This is a genomic window from Streptomyces sp. NPDC050211 (genome assembly GCF_040656035.1).
Lineage (GTDB): Bacteria > Actinomycetota > Actinomycetes > Streptomycetales > Streptomycetaceae > Streptomyces.
Genome location: NZ_JBFALC010000040.1, coordinates 31346 through 52956, shown reverse-complemented (window position 1 = coordinate 52956; position 21611 = coordinate 31346). Strand labels below are relative to the sequence as shown.

Annotated in this window: 22 protein-coding genes and 2 pseudogenes; 13 read left to right on the top strand and 11 right to left on the bottom strand. The window is 69.5% G+C overall.

Annotated features, from left to right (window positions below):
• Positions 1–52: 52 nt before the first annotated feature.
• On the top strand, positions 53–487 hold the full coding sequence (locus AB0I98_RS31900; RefSeq protein WP_362948025.1) for a cupin domain-containing protein: 435 nt from the start codon (positions 53–55) through the stop codon (positions 485–487).
• Here AB0I98_RS31900 and AB0I98_RS31895 read toward each other — a convergent pair whose 3' ends face one another.
• The 3 genes from AB0I98_RS31895 to AB0I98_RS31885 are packed head-to-tail and all read right to left on the bottom strand — an operon-like array spanning position 488 to position 4200.
• A complete protein-coding gene (locus AB0I98_RS31895) occupies positions 488–2836 on the bottom strand; it encodes a SpoIIE family protein phosphatase (protein ID WP_362948096.1) in 2349 nt (782 codons plus the stop codon).
• 55 nt (positions 2837–2891) lie between these two features.
• Complete coding sequence (locus AB0I98_RS31890) at positions 2892–3359, bottom strand: peroxiredoxin (RefSeq protein ID WP_362948024.1); 468 nt, start codon at positions 3357–3359, stop codon at positions 2892–2894.
• 31 nt (positions 3360–3390) lie between these two features.
• Positions 3391–4200 (bottom strand): helix-turn-helix transcriptional regulator, encoded by an 810-nt coding sequence (locus AB0I98_RS31885; protein ID WP_362948022.1) that lies wholly within the window; start codon positions 4198–4200, stop codon positions 3391–3393.
• A 78-nt stretch (positions 4201–4278) separates the two neighbouring features.
• On the opposite strand from AB0I98_RS31885, the gene AB0I98_RS31880 reads away from it, so the two are divergent.
• Entirely contained in the window at positions 4279–5394 is a 1116-nt protein-coding gene (locus AB0I98_RS31880; RefSeq protein ID WP_362948094.1) for an MFS transporter, read from the top strand.
• 1 nt (position 5395) lies between these two features.
• Here the strand turns inward: AB0I98_RS31880 and AB0I98_RS31875 are convergent, their stop codons facing one another.
• Positions 5396–5917, bottom strand: a complete 522-nt coding sequence (locus AB0I98_RS31875; RefSeq protein WP_362948020.1) for a MarR family transcriptional regulator — start codon at positions 5915–5917, stop codon at positions 5396–5398.
• A 146-nt stretch (positions 5918–6063) separates the two neighbouring features.
• Here AB0I98_RS31875 and AB0I98_RS31870 point away from each other — a divergent pair.
• From AB0I98_RS31870 to AB0I98_RS31860, 3 genes and pseudogenes are all read left to right on the top strand, one after another.
• A pseudogene (locus AB0I98_RS31870) lies at positions 6064–6396 on the top strand (DNA-formamidopyrimidine glycosylase family protein); the annotation flags it as partial.
• A 15-nt stretch (positions 6397–6411) separates the two neighbouring features.
• Entirely contained in the window at positions 6412–6843 is a 432-nt protein-coding gene (locus tag AB0I98_RS31865) for a zinc finger domain-containing protein (protein WP_362948093.1), read from the top strand.
• A 211-nt stretch (positions 6844–7054) separates the two neighbouring features.
• Positions 7055–8083 (top strand): SDR family oxidoreductase, encoded by a 1029-nt coding sequence (locus tag AB0I98_RS31860; RefSeq protein ID WP_362948018.1) that lies wholly within the window; start codon positions 7055–7057, stop codon positions 8081–8083.
• A 16-nt stretch (positions 8084–8099) separates the two neighbouring features.
• Here AB0I98_RS31860 and AB0I98_RS31855 read toward each other — a convergent pair whose 3' ends face one another.
• The 5 genes from AB0I98_RS31855 to AB0I98_RS31835 form a co-directional block, all read right to left on the bottom strand.
• Positions 8100–9200, bottom strand: coding sequence for an aromatic acid exporter family protein (locus AB0I98_RS31855; RefSeq protein ID WP_362948017.1), 1101 nt, complete (start codon positions 9198–9200; stop codon positions 8100–8102).
• A 123-nt stretch (positions 9201–9323) separates the two neighbouring features.
• Complete coding sequence (locus AB0I98_RS31850; RefSeq protein ID WP_362948016.1) at positions 9324–11441, bottom strand: catalase; 2118 nt, start codon at positions 11439–11441, stop codon at positions 9324–9326.
• Positions 11442–11555: 114 nt separating this feature from the next.
• Positions 11556–12419, bottom strand: a complete 864-nt coding sequence (locus AB0I98_RS31845) for a Rieske (2Fe-2S) protein (RefSeq protein ID WP_362948015.1) — start codon at positions 12417–12419, stop codon at positions 11556–11558.
• A gap of 150 nt (positions 12420–12569) precedes the next feature.
• Entirely contained in the window at positions 12570–13712 is a 1143-nt protein-coding gene (locus tag AB0I98_RS31840) for a Vms1/Ankzf1 family peptidyl-tRNA hydrolase (RefSeq protein WP_362948013.1), read from the bottom strand.
• Between the two features lie 245 nt (positions 13713–13957).
• A complete protein-coding gene (locus AB0I98_RS31835; protein WP_362948011.1) occupies positions 13958–14893 on the bottom strand; it encodes an MBL fold metallo-hydrolase in 936 nt (311 codons plus the stop codon).
• Between the two features lie 90 nt (positions 14894–14983).
• Between AB0I98_RS31835 and AB0I98_RS31830 the strand changes: the two are divergent.
• A pseudogene (locus AB0I98_RS31830) lies at positions 14984–15412 on the top strand (cupin domain-containing protein); the annotation flags it as partial.
• A 39-nt stretch (positions 15413–15451) separates the two neighbouring features.
• A complete protein-coding gene (locus AB0I98_RS31825) occupies positions 15452–15904 on the top strand; it encodes an AraC family transcriptional regulator (RefSeq protein WP_362948092.1) in 453 nt (150 codons plus the stop codon).
• Positions 15905–15925: 21 nt separating this feature from the next.
• Here AB0I98_RS31825 and AB0I98_RS31820 read toward each other — a convergent pair whose 3' ends face one another.
• Positions 15926–16336, bottom strand: coding sequence for a helix-turn-helix domain-containing protein (locus tag AB0I98_RS31820; RefSeq protein ID WP_362948010.1), 411 nt, complete (start codon positions 16334–16336; stop codon positions 15926–15928).
• A gap of 100 nt (positions 16337–16436) precedes the next feature.
• Here AB0I98_RS31820 and AB0I98_RS31815 point away from each other — a divergent pair, with 100 nt between their 5' ends.
• Together AB0I98_RS31815 and AB0I98_RS31810 are read left to right on the top strand one after the other, a co-directional pair.
• Positions 16437–17294, top strand: coding sequence for an alpha/beta hydrolase (locus tag AB0I98_RS31815; RefSeq protein ID WP_362948009.1), 858 nt, complete (start codon positions 16437–16439; stop codon positions 17292–17294).
• 195 nt (positions 17295–17489) lie between these two features.
• On the top strand, positions 17490–17759 hold the full coding sequence (locus AB0I98_RS31810; protein ID WP_362948008.1) for a hypothetical protein: 270 nt from the start codon (positions 17490–17492) through the stop codon (positions 17757–17759).
• 113 nt (positions 17760–17872) lie between these two features.
• On the opposite strand, the gene AB0I98_RS31805 is transcribed toward AB0I98_RS31810, so the two are convergent.
• Positions 17873–18802 (bottom strand): LysR family transcriptional regulator, encoded by a 930-nt coding sequence (locus AB0I98_RS31805; protein WP_362948006.1) that lies wholly within the window; start codon positions 18800–18802, stop codon positions 17873–17875.
• A gap of 135 nt (positions 18803–18937) precedes the next feature.
• On the opposite strand from AB0I98_RS31805, the gene AB0I98_RS31800 reads away from it, so the two are divergent.
• The 4 genes from AB0I98_RS31800 to AB0I98_RS31785 are packed head-to-tail and all read left to right on the top strand — an operon-like array spanning position 18938 to position 21557.
• On the top strand, positions 18938–19870 hold the full coding sequence (locus AB0I98_RS31800) for an NAD-dependent epimerase/dehydratase family protein (RefSeq protein ID WP_362948004.1): 933 nt from the start codon (positions 18938–18940) through the stop codon (positions 19868–19870).
• 56 nt (positions 19871–19926) lie between these two features.
• On the top strand, positions 19927–20469 hold the full coding sequence (locus AB0I98_RS31795) for a dinucleotide-binding protein (RefSeq protein ID WP_362948003.1): 543 nt from the start codon (positions 19927–19929) through the stop codon (positions 20467–20469).
• A 43-nt stretch (positions 20470–20512) separates the two neighbouring features.
• Positions 20513–21007, top strand: coding sequence for an SRPBCC domain-containing protein (locus AB0I98_RS31790; RefSeq protein WP_362948002.1), 495 nt, complete (start codon positions 20513–20515; stop codon positions 21005–21007).
• The gene (locus AB0I98_RS31785; RefSeq protein WP_362948000.1) at positions 20988–21557 is read left to right on the top strand and encodes an SRPBCC domain-containing protein; all 570 of its coding nucleotides are present in this window, start codon (positions 20988–20990) and stop codon (positions 21555–21557) included. The genes AB0I98_RS31790 and AB0I98_RS31785 overlap by 20 nt, the downstream gene beginning before the upstream one ends.
• The last annotated feature ends 54 nt before the right edge of the window (positions 21558–21611 follow it).

Sequence of the window (21611 nt, the reverse complement as noted above, 5' to 3'; positions counted from 1 at the left end):
GTTCACAGCGGCACGTCGTCGATCGTCCGCTCACGCCGGGAGGCCGTTTCCCATGCGCATGTTCCTCCGCACCGCCATAACCGGGGCGGTCGCAGCCGCCACTTTCGCGACCTGTGGTGCCGCTGTGGCGACCCCGCCCGGTCCGGGGGTCACCGGAAAGGTGATCGCCCAGACCACGGTCGGCGGCACCGACTACATCCTGCGGGAGATCACCATCCCGCCCGGGCAGGCGACCGGCTGGCACTACCACGACGGTCCGCTGTACGCCGTCGTGCAGCAGGGCACGCTCAGCCACCACGACTCCACCTGCGCGTCCGACGGCGTGTATCCGAAGGGCAGCACCATTCAGGAACCGGCCGGGGCGGGCAATGTCCACATCGGCCGCAATCTGGGCGACACGGCGGTCGTCCTCGATGTGCTGTACGTCCTGCCGCATGGGGCGCCGTTCTCGCAGGACGCGGCGAATCCGGGCTGCCCGTTCGAGTGATCAGTGCGGCGGCAGGGGCTGTTCGGCCCAGATGGTCTTGCCGTGGGCCGTCTGCCGGCTGCCCCACCGCTGGGTGAGCTGGGCGACCAGGAGGAGGCCACGGCCGCCCTCGTCGTAGGCGTGTGCCCGACGCAGATGCGGTGAGGTGGAACTGCCGTCGGAGACCTCGCAGATGAGGGTGCGGTCGCGGATCAGCCGTAGCTGGATGGGCGGTTCGCCGTAGCGGATGGCGTTGGTGACGAGTTCGCTGACGACGAGCTCGGTGACGAAGGAGGCCTCGTCCAGCCCCCACGCGGCCAGTTGCTCGGTGGCCTCCTGCCGGGTGACGGCCACGTGCGCGGGGTCCGGGAGCACGTCCCAGGTGGCGACCCGGTCGGCACCCAGCGCCCGGGTGCGGGCGAGCAGGAGGGCCACGTCGTCGCTGGGCTCTTCCGGCAGTACGGCCTTCAGCACCGTGTCGCACAGGGCGTCCAGGGTGTCGGTGCGGGCGGCCAGCGCCCGGCACAGCTCGGACGTGGCGTGGTCGACGTCGCGGTCCCGGTCCTCGATGAGGCCGTCGGTGTACAGGGCCACGACGGCTCCCTCGGGGAGCTCCAGCTCCACCGACTCGAAGGGCAGCCCGCCGACGCCGAGCGGGGGCCCGGCATTGATCTCGACCAGCCGCGTGGTGCCATCGGGGAGGACCACGACGGGCGGGGGGTGTCCGGCGGCGGCCATGGTGAGGTGGCGGGTGACAGGGTCGTAGACGGAGTACAGGCAGGTGGCGCCGAGTTCGGCGGCCTCTTCGTCGCGGTCGTCGGACGCCAGGTGGGTGACCAGGTCGTCGAGGTGGGTGAGGAGTTCGTCCGGCGGCAGGTCCACGTCGGCGAGGGTGCGCACGGCCGTGCACAGGCGGCCCATGGTCGCCGACGAGGGGATGCCGTGCCCGACGACGTCGCCCACGACCAGGGCGACCCGGCTGCCGGACAGCGGGATCACGTCGAACCAGTCGCCGCCGATGCCGGCGAGGGAGCCGGAGGGCAGATAGCGGTGGGCCACCTCGACCACCGCCTGTCCAGGCAGTGCGCGGGGGAGCAGGCTGTGCTGGAGGGCCAGTGCGGTGGTGCGTTCGCGGGCGAAGCGGCGGGCGTTGTCGACGCAGACGGCGGCCCGGCTGGCGAGTTCCTCGGCGACGGCGGCATCGTCCGCGTCGTAGTCGTCGGGGTTGGCGATGCGGACGGCCACCGCGACGCCGAGCGTGGTGCCGCGGGCCCGCAGCGGCACGGCGAGCATCGAGTGGACGCCCTGGCGGTGCGGGCGGCCGGCCGGGGCCCGCGCGTTGCGTTCGGCGACCCAGCGCATGAAGTCCGGCTCGCCCGCCTGGCCGAGGACGGCTCGCCCCTCCCGCAGGGCCCGCGCGGGCGGCGAGTACCCGGGGTAGATCTCCGTGTCGCCCAGGTGCACGGCCGCCTCCGGAGTGCCTTCGGTACGGGAGCCGTGGGCGACGCGGCGCAGGACGATCTCTTGGTCCAGTGCCGTCGGGGCTTCGTCCGCCCCGAGGACCCAGTCGAGCAGGTCGACGCTGGCGAAGTCGGCGTAGCGCGGGACCAGGAGTTCCACGAGTTCTTCCGCGGTGCGCACCACGTCCAGGGTGGTGCCGATGGCGGCCGCCGCCTCGTTGAGCAGGGCCAGCCGCTGCCGGGCCCAGTACTGCCCGGTGCTGTCGAGGGCGGCCAGGGCGACTCCGGTGACGTCACCGGAATCGTCCCGCACGGGCCACATCTCGATGTTCCAGGCGTGCTCCCGGTTGAGGGCGGGCGCGCCGGTGAAGCTCTCGTAATGCACCGGCTGGCCCGTCTCTGCGACGCTGCGCAGATTGCTGTGGAAGCCCTGGCTGTGCTCGGCGTCCTCCACGGTCTCCAGGAAGGGCCTGCCCAGGAGCGTCTCCTCCGGCACCCCCATGATCCGGCAGGCCGTGTCGTTGAGGCGCAGATAGCGCTGCCGGGTGTCGAAGACCGACATGGACATCGATGCCTGCTGGAAGGCCTGTCCCGCGAGGGTGGTGTCGGGGCCGTCGGGCCGGGCGGTGATCACATGTCCGCCGGGTGCGCCGTCCGGGCCCAGCACGGCGGTCGCCTGCACAGGGAGCGCCACGGTGGAGCCGTCACGGTGCCGCAGGACGACGGGGCCGGACAGCGCGGCCCGGGTCTCCGGCGACGGGTCCTCGGCGAGCAGATCGCGCACGTCCCGTCCCACGACCTCCTCGGCCGGGTATCCGGTCAGCTGCCGGGCACCTTCGCTCCACCCCGTGACGACACCCGAGGAATCGATGATCACCGTGGCGGAGGCGTGCTCCATATCGTCCAGAATGGCCCTCTTGTGGGGCCGTATCAACCGGCGACGGCGCCCCCGTGCCGGTCCGAGGTCACTTCCGGTGGGCGCGCAGCGCCGCGAGGGCGCGGTCGGCGTGGGTGTTCATGCGCAGTTCGCTGTGGACGGCCTCGAGGACGGTGCGGTCCTCGGCGATGACGTAGGTGACGCGCTTGGTGGGCGCCATGGAGAAGCCGCGCTTGACACCGAACTGCTCCCGGACGGTCCCGTCGACGTCGGACAGCAGCGGCATGCCCAGGGTGTGCCGGTCGGCGAACTCCTGCTGGCGCTCGACGGGGTCCCCGCTGATCCCGACCGGGCGGGCGCCGACGGCGGCGAACTCGGCGGCCAGGTCCCGGAAGTGGCAGGCCTCGGCGGTGCAGCCGGGCGTGAGGGCGGCGGGGTAGAAGAACAGCACCACCGGTCCCTCGGCGAGCAGTTCGGACAGGCGACGGCGGGTACCGGTCTCGTCCGCCAGCTCGAAGTCCTCGACCTTGTCCCCGACCCCTGTGCGTCCGCTCACTGTGTGCCCCTCATGTGATTCCTGCGCGCGATCAGTGGAGCGTAGCGCGGTCGTCCGCCCCTTCCCGAAGGGGGGCGGGCCTCGAAAGGGGCTTCTGGGAACGGCGGTTGTGCGTTCCGGGCGTGTGGCCGAACGAGCGGCGGAAGATGTCGATGAACGCGCTGGTGGAGGACCAGCCGCAGCGGTGGGCGACCGTGGTGACGGGCGTGCCGTCGGCCAGCATCCGCAGGGCGTGGTAGAGGCGCGACTGGGTGCGCCACTGCGGGAAGGTCATGCCGAACTCACGGCGGAAGAGCCGGCTGAGCGTGCGCTCGCTCGCGCCGGTCGCGGCGCCGAGTGCGGCGAGGGTGCGTACGTCGGCCGGGTCGGCGTGGATGAGGTCGCAGACCGCGGCCAGGCGCGGGTCGGTGGCGGTGGGCAGCCGGAGCGGCTGCTGCGGTGAGGCGCGCAGCTGGTCGCGCAGGACGGCGAGCAGCCGGTGGCGTTCGGGGCTGTCGTCATCGGGGCCGCGGGTGTGGGCGAGGATCAGTTCGCGCAGGAGGGGGCTGACGGCGAGGACGGTGGGGGCGTCGAGGCCGAGTGGGTTGTCGGTAGCGGGCAGGCCGACCAGGTGCAGGTCCAGGTGGCCGTGGGCGCGGTGCGCGTGGACGGTGCCCGCCGGAATCCAGATGGCGCGGTTGCCGGGCGCGAACCAGGTGCCGGCGTCGGTGGTGACGGCCAGGACGCCGGAGCCCGCGTAGACGATCTGGTGCTCGTCGTGCCGGTGCGCGTCGATGCGCTGACCGGCGGCCAGGCTCTGGGCGCGGGTCGGCGCTTGGGGCGTATGGCGGATGTCCGGCACAAGTGGGCAGTTTATCGAAAGCGGGCCGTCGACCGACCCCGCGACGATCGCAGGGTGACCACGAAACCGATCACGCTGATGTCTCTGGGGCACGCCTGCGTGGACGTGTACCAAGGGGCCGTGGCGGCCCTGGTGCCGTTCTTCGTCGCCGAGCGCGCCTACACATATGCCGCTGCCTCGGGCATCGTCCTGGCCGCATCGTTGCTGTCGTCGGTGGTGCAGCCGCTGTTCGGGGCGCTCACCGACCGGTGGGCGATGCCGTGGCTGTTGCCGCTGAGTGCGGTGACCGGGGGTGCGGGGGTCGCGCTGAGCGGGGTCGGCAGCTCGTACGTCGTGACCCTGGTGGCGGTCGCGGTGTCCGGGATCGGGGTCGCCGCCTACCATCCGGAGGCCGCCCGCGCCGCACGGGCTGCCGCGCGCGGCAGCCATGTGGCCATGGGGTGGTTCTCGCTCGGCGGGAACATCGGCTTCGCGCTCGCACCCCTGTTGGTGTCCGCCGTGATCGCGACGGGCGGACTGCGGGCCTCTCCCCTGCTGATCGTGCCCGGCGTCATGGGAGCCGTCCTGTGTGCGGCCGCACTGCGCTCGGCCCGGACCGCCTCGGCCGCCACGGCGTCCGAGGCCGGCGGCAGCGACGACTGGCCGTCGTTCCTCCGGCTGTCCGGGGCGATCATCTGCCGGTCGGTCGTCTTCGTCGGGCTGAGCACGTTCGTTTCCCTGTACGTCCGTGAGCGCGTGGGCGGTGGGGAGGTGGCGGGCACGGCCGCGCTGTGCGTGCTCTACGTCGGCGGCGCAGTCGGGACCGTGGCGGGCGGGCGGCTCGCCGAGCGGTACGGCCGGGTCACGGTGGTGAGGTGGTCGTATGCCCTGACGGTCCTCACCGTCGCCGGGATCGTCCTCGTACCCGGCCCCGCGGTCTACCTCTTCATCGCGCTGACGTCAGCGGGCCTGTACGTGCCCTTCTCGCTGCACATCACGCTCGGCCAGGACTATCTGCCCCGGCGTGTGGGGACCGCGAGCGGGGTCACGCTGGGTCTGACGGTGAGCGTCGGGGGGCTAGCCGCCCCTGTCCTCGGCGCGGTCGCCGATGCCACGTCCCTGCGGATCGCGCTGCTCCCGCTGATCGTCCTGCCCGCACTGGGGCACCTGCTGCTGCGGGGGCTGCACGAGCCCGGCCGCTCAGCTCAGGCCTAGCTCAGGCAGTGCCCGCCGGTGCCACCGTCTCGGGTTCCGAGTCGTCGTCGATGGCGTACGACAGGAAGTCGTCGACCATGCGATGGAAGAGGGTGGCGAGCTGGCGCAGTTCCTCCGGAGACCAGTCGCCCAGGGCCAGTTGCATGCCGCGCGCGCCCGCGTCGCGGATCTTGTCGATGGCCTGGCGCCCCGCGTCGGTGAGCTGGATGCGCTGGGCGCGGCGGTCGTCGGGATCCGGGACGCGGGTGACGTAGCCGGCCTTCTGCAGTTGCTGCACGGTGCGGGTGACGTGCGAGGCCTCCACGCCCAGTCGGGTGGCCAGCTCCCCGGGGCGCAGTGGTTCCGAGTCGGCGATCTGGCGCAGCAGCGCCACGGCGGCCCGGTCCAGCGGCACGCCGGCCAGGGCCATCAGCCGTTCGTGCTGCCGGGCGCGCGTGCTCAGGTAAGTGATGCGGGTGAGCGCCCGCTCGATCTCGATCACTTCCGGGGACGCGGGGGCATCAGGCAGCTCTGGTGTGGGCATACGAGCCACTTTACCATCTTGTTGCGTAACTCAATTAATCTGCGGCCTTGTCAGCCTGTGCCGTGCCGGAGACGGCCCGTGCGAGGGCGCGTATCCATCGCGAGCGGTAGCGTCGTCAGTACGCCACGGAAAGCCGGAGAAGAGCCGTGCCCGAACTCCCGGACGTCGAAGGATTCCGCCAGGTCCTGCTCGATTGCGGGAGCCGCCGGTCCGTCACGGACATCGAGGTGCGGGACGCCGGAGTTCTACGAGGTGTCACCGAGAAACGACTCCGGAAGGAATTGACGGGGAAGCGTCTCGGGAAGGCGTGGCGGCACGGAAAATGGCTGTTCGTGCCGACCGACGGTGGCCCGACCCTTGTCTTTCATTTCGGAATGACGGGATCACTGCGGTGCTGTGACCAGGAAGAACCGATCGAGGCGCATGACCGCATCGTCCTGACACTCGACGGTACTCGGAATCTCTGCTATCGCGATCAACGCAAACTGCAGGGCGTGCAGTTGGCCGACGACGCCGCCGTGGACCGCATTCTGGACGGTCTGGGCCCGGACGCCCAGGCCGTGAGCCGAGAAGAGTTCCTGGAACTGCTGTCGGGGCGGCGGGGTGCCGTCAAGAGTGCGCTGATGGACCAGTCCGTCATCGCGGGCCTCGGAAACCTCCTGTGCGACGAGATCCTCTGGCGGGCTCGTGTCGCCCCGCGCAATGCGGCGCGGAACCTGGACGAGAAGACACTCCGGCGTATCCACGCGGCGATGGGTCGTGTCCTGAAGACATCCGTGCGCGACGGGCGGGTGCCGCCACGACGCTCCTGGCTCACCGGATGCCGGGACGACAATGAGCCGCAGTGTCCCCGCTGCGGCGATCCCCTGCGTTCGAGTCGCAGCGCGGGACGCCGTACGGTCTGGTGCCCGCGGTGTCAGACCTGAACGGCGCCTGGCGCTCCCGGGAAAGGTGAGGCCGCGGGCGCGGGTCCCACCGCGTCCGCGGCCTCGTTCCCACGGCCGCTCAGCCACGGCACGAGTGCCCCAGGGCCACGCGAGCAAACACACCGCTCGCGTGCGTGCCCGGCCACCGGGTACTCGGGGCGGAGCACGCTCATGACGCGTGGATCAGCCCTTCGCCCGAAAGGAGCCGGTCGTGAGGAGCGAATCCGGCGGCAAGGTCGTCGTCACGGGAGCTACCGGCAATGTGGGCACCAGCCTGGTGCGCCTGCTCGTGGAGGATTCGGAGGTCGGATCCGTGCGGGGTCTCGCCCGTCGGATTCCGGACTGGTCGCCCGGCAAGACCGAGTGGTCCGCGGTGGACCTGGCCTCCGAGGACGCGGACCTGGTCAAGGAGTTCGAAGGCGCCGACGCCGTGGTCCATCTGGCCTGGGCCTTCCAGCCCACGCACGATCCGGCCGCGACCTGGCGCACCAACGTGCTCGGCAGCATCCGGGTGTTCGAGGCGGTGGCTGCGGCGAAGGTACCGGCGCTGATCCATGCCTCCTCCGTGGGGGCGTACTCGCCGGGGCCCAAGGACCGCACGGTGGACGAGTCGTGGCCGACGCACGGGTGGCCGGATGCTGCCTACTGCCGTGAGAAGGCCTACCTGGAGCGGGCTCTGGATTCCTTCGAGCAGCAGCACCCGGGCATCCGGGTGGTCCGGATGCGGCCCGCCTTCCTCTTCAAGCGGGAGTCGGCGAGCGAGCAGCGCCGCATCTTCGGCGGCCGTTTCCTGCCGGGACCGCTGGCGCGTCCCGAGCTGCTGCCCGTCCTCCCCGACATCCCGGGCCTTCGGGTGCAGGCCCTGCACACCGACGACGCGGCGCAGGCCTACCGGCTGGCGGTGCACAGCGACCTGGGCGGCGCGTTCAACCTGGCGGGTGAGCCGCCCGTCGACGCGCGGATGCTGGGCGAGATGCTCGGAGCCCGCCCGGTACGGCTGCCACGCCCGGCCGCCCGCTCCGCCATCGCGGCCGCATGGGGCATGCATCTGCTGCCCGCCTCACCCCACCTCTTCGACGCCGTGCTCCGGCTCCCCCTCATGGACTGCTCACGGGCCCACACCGAACTCCACTGGCAGCCGGAGCGGACGGCCGCAGAGGTGCTGGAGGAGTTCCTGCACGGGCTGCAACGGGGAGCCGGCGCGGACACCGAGCCCCTCCAGGGCCGCAAAGTGGGCTGAGCCTGAGCCATCTCCCTCACGCCTGGTGGCGGAGCTGCGGCACGTCCTGCGCGTCGGCGACCGTGATGAGGTCGTCCAGGAGCCGTTGCGTGTCCAGGGCCAGAGCGCCGAGGGCGGGGGTGGTCTCGTAGCGGCCGTCGGCGAGTACGGCGGTCAGACGCCGGTGCGCGGCGGTCATCTCGTTCAGCGCGCGGTCGCGCTCGTCGGCGCTGTCGGGGTCGAGCACGTCGCCGGCCGACTGCAAGAGGGGCGAGAGGATGCCCGGTACGCAGTCCGGAAGCGTGGTGGCGTCGTTCAGCGTACGGATCGTCGCTCTGATGTGTTCGGTGATCCGGTCCCAGGTGAGGTCCCAGTCGGGCGACGGCGGTGGGACAACGGTCCGGCGCAGCTTGTGCCCCGGGTTGAAGCGGAAGCTCTCGTCCGACCAGCGTCGCGCGTCCCGCAGCTCCGCGACCACGTCGGTCAGTCGCACGGCCCTGTCGTACCAGCTCCGCACGCGGCCGTCGTCGTACGGGCCCTCGATGCCTTCGGCGACCTCTTGCAGCAACTTGGCGCAGTCCCCTGGGAGTTGGCTGCGCAGGCGACGGACCCGGTCGGTGTGGACCGGCGGCAGTACCAGGGCGTTCACGCAGACCCCGATGGTCGCTCCGAGCAGGGTCTCCAGGAGGCGGTGCAGGATGTCGAAGCCGGCGTACGACTCGTACACGAGGACGAACAGTGCGGCGGTGGGTGCGTACAGACCCTGAGAACCGAACCGGGTGTAGTTGCCGAGCAGGACCGTCAGGGGCAGGACCAACGCCATCGCGGCCATGGTGTTGTGGGTGAGCACGCCGGCGCCGGCGGCGAGAAGCGTTCCCGCGACGACCACCACGAATTGCTGCAGCGCGGACAGCAGGGAGCGGTAGACGGTGCTCTGCACCAGGAACAGCGCGGTCCATGGCGCCAGCAGGGCCATCGGCGCGTCCCACCACCAGCCCGCCAGCGCCCAGGCCAGTAGTGCGGCGCCCGCCGTCTTGAGGGACTGGACCGTGGTGTAGCGCTCAGGGCCGCCAGCGGCGACGCACCTGCGGACCGAGCGGCAGACGGATGTGGCTTCCCAGGTGAGTGAGTGCCACACGATGACGCTCGACTCCTTCCTCGGGTTCCTCGAGTTCCTCGGGGCAGGGGCGTGCGGCTGGTGGTGTTGAGATCGCGGCGGTTTTCGGGAACGAGCAGGGCCGGTGGGCACCGGCGCCGGCGCTCAGTGGCGTACCGGCGGCCGGTCCCAGTGGCGGTGGGCGGCGATCGCGGCTGTCAGTTGCGACAGGAACACCTCGCTGGCCGGCCCGGTCGACGTCTCGGTGACCACGCCGCGGTCGGCCACGGTGCTGTCGCCGTCTCCGGCCAGGCGCAGTCCGTCCGGTTCCAGCAGGGCGACCAGATCGACGCCGCTGCCCAGGGCGCCGACCGGCTTGCCGTGCCGGTAGGCGTCCCGTACGAACCGCTGGGCCGTGGCGTCGCCGGCGAGTTCGCGCGCTCCGCCCGGGACGACCACCGCGTCGTAGAGCACGGACGCGACCGTGGGCAGCGCCCGGTCGACCTGGTGCCGGCCGTCGTCGCTGTCGCGCACCGTGCCGTCGTGGAAGGCCAGTTCCTCGACGATCGCGCCGCCGTCCTCCAGAACCTCCCGCACGGTGCCGACCTGGGCCGCGTCCACGCCGTCGGCGACCAGGACCGCGACCTGCCGGGTACGGATGCTGCCGTCGCCGCGGAGTTTGTCGCTCGTCATGCTCAGCGCCGGGGAGGGTTCCGGCTGCGGGGTGTCCTCCTTCTCGGGCGGCTCGACACCGATGCCCTCGGCCACGGCGGCGGCCAACCCGTGGTGCACATGGCCCAGTTGCTCGACGGTCCGCGCCCGTACCTGCGTCGACCCGACCTTGCCGAGCTCGAAACGGAAAGCGTCGATGATGTGCTGCCTCTCCCAGTCGGACATGCTCAGGAAGAACAGCGCCGCCTGGGTGTAGTGGTCCTTGAAGCTCTCGCTGCGCTTGCGGATCTTGTTCCCGTCCACCCGCTCCTGGAGATGGCTGTACGCGCTCGGGTCGGCGGCCCCGGCGAGCACCGGGCAGCCGCCGCTCAGGGAGTTGGGGCTGTAGCTGGTACCGCTGTGGATCTGTCCCTGGTGGAAGCCGTCGCGCTGGTTCGTACGGACGTCCACGACCGGCCGGTTGACCGGGATCTGGGCGAAGTTGGGGCCGCCCAGGCGGATCAGCTGGGTGTCCAGATAGGAGAAGTTGCGGGCCTGGAGCAGCGGATCGTTGGTGAAGTCGATGCCCGGCACGACGTTGGCCGTGTGGAAGGCGACCTGTTCGGTCTCGGCGAAGAAGTTCTCCGGGTTGCGGTCGAGGATCATCCGCCCGATGGGCCGGACGGGGATCTCCTCCTCCGGGATGATCTTCGTGGCGTCCAGAAGGTCGAAGTCGAAGGAATGCTCGTCCTCTTCCGGCACCAGTTGCACACCGAGTTCATATTCCGGGTAGTTGCCGGCCGCGATGTTGTCCCACAGGTCACGGCGGTTGAAGTCCGGGTCCCGGCCCTGCGTCTCCTGCGCTTCGTCCCACACCAGCGAATGAACGCCGAGCACGGGCGTCCAGTGGAACTTCACGAACGTGCCCCTGCCCTGGGCGTCGACGAACCGGAAGGTGTGCACGCCGAAGCCCTGCATCGTCCGGTAGCTGCGCGGAATGGCGCGGTCGGACATCAGCCACATCATCATGTGCAGGGTCTCGGGCTGGAGGGAGACGAAGTCCCAGAGGGTGTCGTGCGCGGACGCGCCCGTGGGGATCTCGTTGTGCGGTTCCGGCTTCACGGCGTGCACGAAGTCGGGAAACTTGATGCCGTCCTGGATGAAGAAGACCGGCATGTTGTTGCCGACGAGGTCGTAATTGCCCTCCGACGTATAGAACTTCGTCGCGAAGCCGCGGACGTCACGCACCGTGTCCGCCGAGCCGCGCGGGCCCTGCACGGTGGAGAAGCGCACGAACACCGGCGTCCGCACGGACGGATCCTGGAGGAAGGCGGCCTTGGTGAACTCCGCACAGGACTGGTACGGCTGGAAGTAGCCGTACGCGCCGGCCCCTCGCGCATGCACCACGCGCTCCGGGATCCGCTCGTGGTCGAAGCGGGTGAGCTTCTCCCGGAAGTGGAAGTCCTCCATCAGCGTGGGGCCGCGCTCCCCCGCCTGGAGAGAGTCGTCGGTGTGATCGACCACCACTCCCTGATCCGTGGTGAGCGGGCCACCGGCCGGGTCGGGGGCGCGGTGGGCGTCGCGCTGCCGCTGCTTCGCGTCGTCGGCGGGACGGCGTTCGTGCGTGGTCATGACGGTTTTCTCCCTCGGCTCATCGACTGGGTGGGCTGGTTGGCTGGTCGGTCGTCGCGCGGTCGCCCGCCCGTTCAAGCAGTCACCCGCCCGTTCAAGCGGTCGCACGCCCGTTCAATGCGCGTGTCCCTCCCGTAGCCGGATCTCGACCAGGCCGTCACTGAGGCGTACGTCGAAGGAGGGCTGCGGTGCCGTGGACGGTCCGGCCACGCAGGCGCCGTCCGCGAGCCGGAACGTGCTGCCGTGCCAGGGACAGGTCACGCATCCGTCACTGATCTCGCCCTGGGACAGAGGGCCCGAGAGATGGGCGCACCGCTCCGCCAGCGCGTGTACCTCGCCGGGACTGTCGGAGTCCCGTACGAGCAGCACGGGCACCTCCCCGACCATCCGCCGGACGACACTGCCCCGCGGGAACTCCTCCGGGTCACCGACGGCGTGCCAGCCCGCGTCGATCAGATGCGGCACGGCCTCGCTGTGGTTCACCCCCGCGGCCTGCCGGTACGCCATGTGGCCGCCGAGATACCCGCCGACCGTGGCGGCCGTGAGTCCGGCGAAGCCGAGCAGCCGGCCGCTCCGGCCCCTGCTGCGGGCCGCGAGCGAGGCGGCGTAGAGGGCGACGGCCGCGGTGTTCGCCGCCGCGTGCACCACGCCCACGCGCTCCTGCTCGGGAAGCTGGTCCGCGAAGTCGACGGCCCCCGCCAGCGCGGCCGGGGCGGCACCGGCGAGCCCGACGGCGACCAGCAGCCGGGCCGCCCGCTCATTGCCGCGGGTCAGATCGAGCAGCGCGGCGGACGTCCAGGCGCCGATGGGGGTCTGCACCAGCACCGGGTGCAGGGGGTGGCCCTGCCAACGGCCGCGCAGCACGTCCCGCAGGGGCCCGAGGGGCAGCGCGTGGACGCCCGTCCGAACGGGGGCCGCGACACGGTCGAGCAGGTCGGCGTCCTCCAGGACTTCGATCTTCGACAGGGGATTGCGCATGTGCGCCGGGTTTCCCGATCACTCCGGCGAAAACCTGGCAGCAGGTGTTCCTTCCAGCTCATCGGCGTGGTGATCATCTGGGCTGAGTGCGGGTGATCGCCGGGCTGAGTGCGGGTGGTCGCCGGTTCGCGCCGCGAGGGTACGTACGCCTCAGCCGGCCGAGGCGTACGTCCACCGCAGCAGGGCGCCGAGGCCACCCGCCGGGACGTCGTCCCTGCCCTCGCTGTCCGATGGGGGAATGATCAGCACGTCGGCGTCGGTCACCGCCGCTGTCCGCAGCAGTGCGTCGTCGGCCCGCACCGAGAACGGATCGCCCTCGCCCAGGATCTGCGCATCGGTGCGACGCACCGCCACTTGGTCGGGGTCGTCACCCACCCATGTCTCGCGGGCCAGATCCGCCCCGTCGGGACGAATCAGCAGCGTATCGATGCGGTGCTCCCTGACGGCTTCCACCAGGGCCGGGACGCCCTCCACCGCGTCCGCCGGCCCGTCGGTGCCGCTCCGTCCGGCGCGGAAGCGGTCGAGCGCCTCCTCGATGCGACGCCGGTTGTACTCCCGGCGGGCCTGCTCGACAGCCTCTTCCAGTGCGGGAGAGGAGGAGCCGGCGGCATGGCCACCATGCTCCGTTTCCACCGTGACCTCCCGAACGGCCTCGGGCAGCTTGTCCCGCACGGCAGGCCGCTCGCGCGGGTCGCCGACCAGCACGACCAGGTCGGCGCCGGACTCCGCGTACGCCGAACTCAGCGCTTCGGCGATCTCACGGGCGTTGTGGTCCCAGGTGTTCTCGACCTTCAGCTGGAAATGCCGCTCCGACCAGTCCGCCGAGGCCGTACGGTGCACCGGCCAGCGCCGGCCCGCCACCTGCCCGGCGTCCTGCGGGCCGGTTGCCCCGCGCAGTTCGAAGTCGGCGCCGGTCCGGTCGATGTAGGCCACCAGGCAGACCGGATCCTGAGCGGAGAGCTCCAGCAGCGGTGTGAGCCGGGGCAGGGCGGTCCAGCGGGCGATCTGCCGCTGCGGCGGCCGGGAGAGGTTGAGGCTGAGCACCACCTCTCCTCCGGCGGCGAAGATCGCTCGGCCGGCCGGGGCGTCCGCGGGCCGGATGTCGGTCAGGGCCTCGCGCACCGCTTGCACGGTCGCCGCGTCGGCGCCTTCCTCCTCCAGGTTCCGGCAGGCTTCCCGTACGGACAGCTCACGCCGCTTGGCCCCCGACTCGTCATTCTGAGCGGGGTCGAAGTACACGCTGGCCCATGGGCCACGACGGTCGAACAGTGGTGCCAGAAATGACAGCTGCACGGTTCCTCCTCGTTCATCCTGTTCCCGGGCCGGGTTCCCGGAGGACGAGGAGAGACACGCGGCAGCCGCCTGCCGGAGTCAGACAGTCACTTTCCTGCCGCAACGACCTCGTGCGGCCCCCACGAGGAGCGTTGCTGCTCCGCATGCGGCTTCATTCCCCCGGCAGACGGCGTCGGCCAGGGCGGGCGACGCGTGGCCAGGGGTGATGTCGAGGATCCGGTTGACCACCGCGTTGTTGGTGGCCGCTAGATGGTCACTTCCAAGGGTGCGCTGAATGGCGCCCACTTCTTGATGGCGAAGGATGAGCCGTCACGGCGGACCTCAGCGGCTCCCGGACCGGTGAAGTGCGCAGGGATGAGCAGGGCGTTGGTGTCCGCGGCGTACTCCAGGACACGCCGACGGGAGTTCGCCGCAGCCTGCTGATCCTCGCTCAGGCACGTATCGACGTGCGGCTCCAGGATCTGCAAGGGAGTGTGGAGCAAGTCTCCGACGAACAGGGCTCGTTCGGTACCGGACCGCAGGTGAAGCACCGCTGAGCCCGGAGTGTGCCCAGGGGCGGGTTCCAGCTGGAGATTGCCGTCGATGCGATGAGAGGTCTCCCACAGCAGGGTCTGGCCGGCGCGGTGAACGGGATCGACGCTGTCCTCGAACATCGGCCCGTTGGTGACACCGGCGTTGACCCCTCCGATGCCTCCTCGCTTGGGTACGCCGTTCCTGGGGTTCCAGTACTCGAAGTCATCCCGGTGGATCAGATACGTGGCGTTGGGGAATGTCGGCACCCACTCACGGTCGCGCAGCACGGTGTTCCAGCCCACGTGGTCGGCGTGCACATGGGTGTTCACGACGACATCCACGTCCTCGGGCCGCACGCCTGCTGCCGCCAGGCGGTCGAGGAAGTCGGTCTCCAGATGAGTCCACGCCGGCATGTACGAGCGTTCCTTGTGGTTGCCGAGCCCGGTGTCGACCAGAATGGTCCTTCCCTCGCTGCGCACCACCCAAGTCTGCGCGCCGGCCAGATAGTTGTCGGTCTCGGTGTCCCAGAAGTGAGGGGCGATCCACGACCTGTGCTCGTGCCACTTCTCAGGGGCGAAGTCCGGGAAGACCACCCCGACCGGAGCGATCGGCCCCTGCCACTCCACGATGCGCGTGACCTCGACGTTGCCGATCTCCATCGTTTCCATGTTCTCGAGCCTATGGACGCGCGACGAGACGGGCTATAAGAGATCGTGCTCGCCCGATACGCGTTCGTCTCACCGCCTATCGTTGCGGGTATGGATGTCCTCAGTGATGTCGTCGCCGCCATGCGGACCGGCAGCCCCTTCGCCAACCGTGAGGACAGAGAGGGCGTGTGGCGCACGCACTTCGAGTCCTTCGCCGGAGCGGGCTTCCACGTTGTCCTGCACGGGGCCTGCCTGCTCGTGCCCAAGGACGGGCCCGCGGTGAACCTCACCACGGGGGACGTCGTGCTCACTCCGCACGGAACCCGGCACACCCTGACCGACCCCGGCCACGCCGGTGCATAGGGGGCGACGGCGCTTCTGTGCGGCGGCTACCAGCTGGATCGCTCACGGCCGCACCCCTTGCTGGGCACCCTGCCGGAGATCATCCATCGTCCCTCCCAGATCGGACGACACCAGGACCTGAGTGCCGCTGTCTCCCTGCTCGGCGCCGAGCTGCAGAATCCCCGGCCGGGCACGGACGCCGCCCTGCCCACCTTGCTCGATCTGCTCCTGCTCTACGTGCTGCGCGCCTGGATCGAGGACGAGTCGGCACGCGGAACCACCGGCTGGCCGGCCGCCCTCGCCGACCCGGCGATCGGCAACGCATTGCACGCCATCCATGACGACCCGGCAAAGCCCTGGACCGTCGAGGCCCTGGCCAAGAAGGCGAACCTGTCCCGAGCGACGTTCTCCCGCCGGTTCACCGCAGTGGTCGGTGAACCCCCTCTGACCTACGTGACCTGGTGGCGGCTCACCGTGGCGGCACGGCTCCTGCGCAACTCCGACACCGCACTGGCTCCGATCGCCCAACACGTCGGCTACAGCTCCCCCTTCGCCTTCGCCACCGCCTTCAAGCGGGAGTACGGCGTCTCTCCGGGCCGCTACCGGCTGCGGCACCGCGACCAGAGCCGGACGAGTGGATCCGATGGCGGCAACGCCGGCCACGTCGAGTACCCGGGCCACCCGTCCTGAGCGACGAACCGGCCTGCCTGCCTATTCCCCGTCGGCCTTCTGGCTGGCGGCTTCGTTGGCGCGGTCGATCTCGGCCATGTGCTCCTCCGCCCAGGTCCGCAGCCCCGCAAGCGCGGCTTCCAGAGACAGCCCGAGCCCGGTGAGTCGGTAGAAGACCCGCGGCGGCACGGTCGGTTCGACACGGCGCGACACTAGCCCGTCGCGGGTCAGACTTCGCAGCGTCACGGACAGCATCTTCTGCGAGACGCCGGGCATCCGGCGTCTCAGTTCCGCAAAGCGCACCTCGTCCGGTGCGGCATCGGCGAGCGTCTTGACGGCCATGGACGTCCACTTCGTACCTACGCGGTCCAGCAACTGCCGCGTCGGGCACTGGGGATCGAACAGATCGCCGCGCACCCCCCGACCGGCGGCCCGGGCTCCTCGGGTGGTCACCTGTGGCTCACCACCTTCCTTGAAAGTGCCGTCTAGGCAGCGGCTGGCCAGTTACCTATCGTTTCGTGGTCACCAATGGTAACCAGACCGAGGAGCCGTCATGCCCGTCACCACCACACACCAACTGCGCCGCATCACGACGAACGGCGTCCAACTGAACGTCGCCATCGCCGGGGAGGGACCTGCGGTTCTCCTGCTGCACGGCTTCCCGCACACCTGGCAGCTCTGGAGCGGCATCATGGACCGACTGGCCGGGCAGTACCGGGTCATCGCCCCGGACCTGCGAGGCTTCGGTGCCAGTGCGCGTGCCGTCGACGGCTACGACGCAGGCACCCTCGCCGCCGACGCCGAAGGGCTGCTCGACGCTCTCGGCGATCCCTCGGCAGCAGTGGTCGGCATCGACGCGGGCACCGCCCCCGCCGTCCTCCTCGCGCTGCGCCGGCCCGGCCTCGTCCGGCGCCTGGTCGTGATGGAGGCACTGCTCGGCCGCCTGCCCGGAGCAGAACACGCCATCGCGGGCGGCGCCCCGTGGTGGTTCGGCTTCCACGCCGTCCCCGGCCTTGCCGAGACCGTCCTGGCCGGGAACGAGGCCTCGTACATCGACTGGTTCCTCGACTCGGGGACGCTCGGGCGAGGAGTACCCGACGACATCCGCGCGGCCTTCGTCCACGCCTTCACCGGGAACGAGGCCCTGCGCTGCGCGTTCTCCTATTACCGGGCCCTGCCCACCAGCGCGCAGCAGATTCAGGACGCCGTCGCGACGGCTCGGCTGACCATGCCCACCATGGCCATCGGCTCTCACCCCATCGGCACCGGGCTCGAACGCCAACTCCGTCCCATCGCCGATGACCTGGTCGGACACCATCTCCAGGAATGCGGCCACATCATCCCCCTCGACCGCCCCGACGCATTGCTCGCGCTCCTTGCTCCCTTCCTCTCCACCGATCTGGCGAAGTGACATGAGCGGGCCGAAGGACCACGATTGGCGGTTCGGGCCAGAAGCCCTGCAGCTGCTGTCGGTGATCGGCACACTGCGCATCGACGTGCCCCGCTGACCGCAGCCGCCAGCGGCCCCCTCGCCTTCGGCAGGGCCGGAACCACCGAGGTGCCCGGGGTGTTCGAACGAGGCTAAGGGAAGGCCGCCGTCTGGAGCATGAGCAACGCGCTGCGCCAGGAACTGGCCGCGCAGGGCACGCTCGTCACCTCGGTGCACCTCGGAGCGGCGGATACCGACATGATGAAGGGCTACGACGTACCCAAGATGGACCCGGCCGATGTCGCCCGTATCACCCTCGACGGTGTCGACACCGGCGCGTTCGAGGGGGTCGTCGACGAGTTCACCGCGATGGTCAAGGCGTCGCTGAGCAACGATCCTCGCGACTTCGACAAGCAGTTCCAGCATTTCGTGAAGGCTGCCAGGTAGCGAGCCTCTGACCTTGCTGTGCCAGATCGTTTGAGATCGCCGCGAACCGGTGTTCTCATCTCAGGCGATCTGGCTTTCGCGGAATCGGGGAACCGGGCGCCCTGACCGTCGGTTCATCCGTTCTCGGCCGGAGGACCGTCCTGTGCGAGCTGAGCCCGCACACCGCGAGGCACACGCATGCCGTGACTGCGCAGGTCGCCGATGAACCGTGCGACGAGCGGATCCGGTTCCGCGGACGTCACCGCCGCCAGTTGCCTGACCCAGCGCGGAGAGAACGATCGCACTGCTCCCGGAAAGCCATCACTGACCGCACTCACAGGGCACACGGCGATTCCCAGACCAGCAGCCGCGAGCTGTGGTGCCGCCGCAGTGACCGATGTCCTCATCACCGTCTCCGGGTGGACTCCGGCGCGGGCGAAGGCCTGGTCGAGCCAGGCGCTGAGGCCGTTGTCCGGCGCGAAGTGAACGAGCGGCGCACCGTCGAGGTCCTCAAGCCGTACAACCGACTGCTCGGCCAGCAGGTGGCCGGTAGGCGCCGCCAGCACGATCTCCTCCTCGGCGACGGCGGTGATCGTGAAGCGGTCGGCCGAGGGAGCGGTCAGCACTGCCACGTCGACTTCGTCGGAGTCGACGAGGCCGAGCGCCTCGTCCATCGCCGTGGACTCGCGCAGCGTGATCGCGACCTCCGGGTGGCGGCGATGCCACCGGCGAATGACCGCGGCGAGCAGCGGCACCGTGAGGCTCTGCGCACAGGCCAACCGCAAGACCCCGCCGGCCGCTTGACCCGCCGCACGTGCCGACCTCACCGCAGAGGCGGCCGCTTCGATCGCTCGTCTGGCATCCGCCACAGCGGCACGCCCCGCGGGAGTGAGTTTGACCCCTCGGGGCTCGCGGCGAAGCAGGACCGTTCGGGTCTCGCGTTCCAACGAGGCGAGCTGATGAGAGACAGCGGGTTGCGACGAATGCAGCAGCTGTGCGGCCTGTGTGATCGATCCGGAGTCCGCGACCGCGACGAGGCACTCGAGCGCCCGAAGAGAAGCCATCCAAAAACCTTATCGCAGAGCTCGAAAGTATGAATGAAGTTGAGGGAAGACCTTGGGATCCCTGATTGCTCCAACCCACGACACCTTCTCGCTCAAGGCAGGCGAGAGGGCCGGCACAGAGCGAAGGAGAGGTTCATGGCACAGGCGTTCGTCACGGGCGGTTCGGGGTTCATCGGCCAGGTGCTGGTACGACGACTCCTCAACGAGGGGCACTCGGTCCGTGCTCTGGTCCGAAGCGAGGCATCGGCCGCAAAGGTCTCGGCGCTGGGCGCCCAGCCCGTACGGGGCGAGTTGACCGACCCGACCACGTGGCGCGACGAGGTGACGGGCAGTGATGTGGTGTTCCACCTCGCTGCCGAGACGGACATCACCGCTGACCGTGAGCGTCATGAGCTTGTGACGGTTCACGGCACCCAGGCGGCCGTCGATGCGGCCCGCTACGCGCAGGTTCCACGGTTTGTCCACTGCGGGACCGAAGCCGCGCTCCTCGCCGGCGACCCGCTCGTGGACGTCGATGAGGCCGCGCCGCTGCGGCCCGACTCAGAAGCCGCTTACAGCGCGGTGAAGGCCATGGCCGAGAAGATCGTGCTCGACGCGCATACCCCGGACTTCGCCACCGTTTCGATTCGCCCGAGGTTCGTCTGGGGTCCCGACAGCTTCCTCATCGAAGGCTTGGTGGCGGCGGCGAAGGCGGGGCAGTTCGCCTGGATCGGCGGCGGCCGGCACACAACTGACATCACGTTCGTCGAGAACGCCGTCGAGGGATTCATCCTCGGATGGCAGCGCGGCCGACCGGGTCAGGCCTACTTCGTCACAGACCGGCACCGCGTCACCCTGCGCGAGTTCATGGAGACCCAGTTCGCGATCTACGGCGTGGATCTCCCGATCCCCGACCTGGACGCCGAGACCGCCGCCCGCGAGGTCCCCGTTCCCGCTCGATGGTTCCTCGGGCAGCAGTGCACCCTGCGGACGGAAAAGGCAGTAGCCGAGCTCGGATACGAGCCCGTTGTTTCGCACGCTGCCGGCCTGGACGCCGTCAGGAAGTCGGTGGCCGTCAGCCGCGCATAAAGCGTCATCCACGTTCAACCGACATACATCAACGTTCAGTTGAGGGAAGACACGGAATGAAGATCGTCACGATCGGAAGAGGAATGATCGGCAGAGGACTGGCCGCTCTATGGCGAGACGCAGGCCATGAGGTCGAAGAGCTCGGCCGTGACGGCGGGGATGCCTCGGACGCGGACGCTGTCCTGGTCGCGGTACCCGGCGCAAAGATCTCGGACGCCCTGAGCAAGGTGACCGGACTCGAGGGGAAGATCGCGATCGACGCGACCAACATCATGCCCGCGCGTCATGGCGACTTTCCTTCATACGCCGAGGAGGTGAAGTCCTTCACCCACGCCCCGGTGGCCAAGAGCTTCAACATGAATTTCGGAGCCCTGTACGGCGAAGTGCGCAAGCAGCGAGTGCGGCCGAGTAATTGGTACGTCGCGGACGAGGGCGCCCTCGACGTCACCGAGCAGCTCATCCGCGACGCCGGCTACGACCCAGTACGTGTCGGAGACCTCTCACGAGCCCGCGACTTCGAAAACGCGGTCTGGCTGCTCATGGGAATCCAGCCGGTCGGCGGCGTATTTTATCGGTTTGCCGTTCCCGGCGAACTCTGACCGAACCGGTTGGGCATGCGCATTCTACTGTCTGGAGATTTCCATGTTCGAAGCAGTAAATTGGCCGGAGGGCATGACCCCCAGCCGCTCCCCGATCCACTTCACCAACGAGCTCGAGGTCGAAGCTTCTCCTGAAACGATCTGGCCCCTGCTCGTAGACCCCCAAACCTGGCCCACCTACTACCCAGGCGTCGAATATGTCCAGCTGCTTGACGGCCATGACTCGCTGCGCCTCGGAACTCGATTCGAGACCAACCTGGCCGGCCAGGACGTCTTCGCATCCGTACAGGAGTTCCAACCTGTGACGCGTATCGCCTGGGGCGGTTACCCCAAGGCGTCGGAAGCATCCAGGGCTTACCACGCGTGGATCATCACACCCACATCGAGGGGGAGCCACCTCTGGACCGAAGAGACGATGCAGGGCCCGCTCTGGATCGAATTGGCGAAGCAGGATCCTGAAGTCTTTTGGCGCACACACGAGAACCTTCTCGCGGCGCTCGCCAAGGTAGCGACCGAGCGTGAAAATCGCGCCGGTTAACTCGCAGGCGTTCTCTCCAAGAAAATCCAGAAAGGAAAAGTACCGCATGTATGACAAGGTGAATTGGCCCGAACGGCATGACCCGAAAACGTCGGCTCTCTACGCGCTCAACGATATCGACGTGAAGGCGCCGCCCGAGGTGGTGTGGAAGCTGCTCGTCGACGCCGAGAACTGGTCGAGCTACTTTCCTCCCGAAGATCACGTCAAGATCCTGAGCGGTGAGTCAGAACTGGCGCTCGGAACCAAGTACAGCCGCGTGACGGTTGGATTTCCCATGACTCTCAACGTGACGGAGTATGAGCCTTTCACCAGGCTCTCGTGGGAGACGACAGTCGACGGCGACGAAACCGGTTCGAGCGCGTACCACGGCTGGGTCATCACGCCCACGGAAAATGGCTGCCACGTGCTGACCGAGGAAACGCAGCAGGGCCCCTTCTTCCTCGAGGAGCTCGGCCGTAAGCATCCCGGTGCGCTCTACCACTATCACCAGGACTGGGTCGAACGCCTCGCCCGTGCCGCAGAGGGGCAAGTGGCCAAGCATGCGGCCTGACCCGCGCATACATGCATGGGCGCGGACCGGGACGTGCTGTGCGGGATCCTGTAC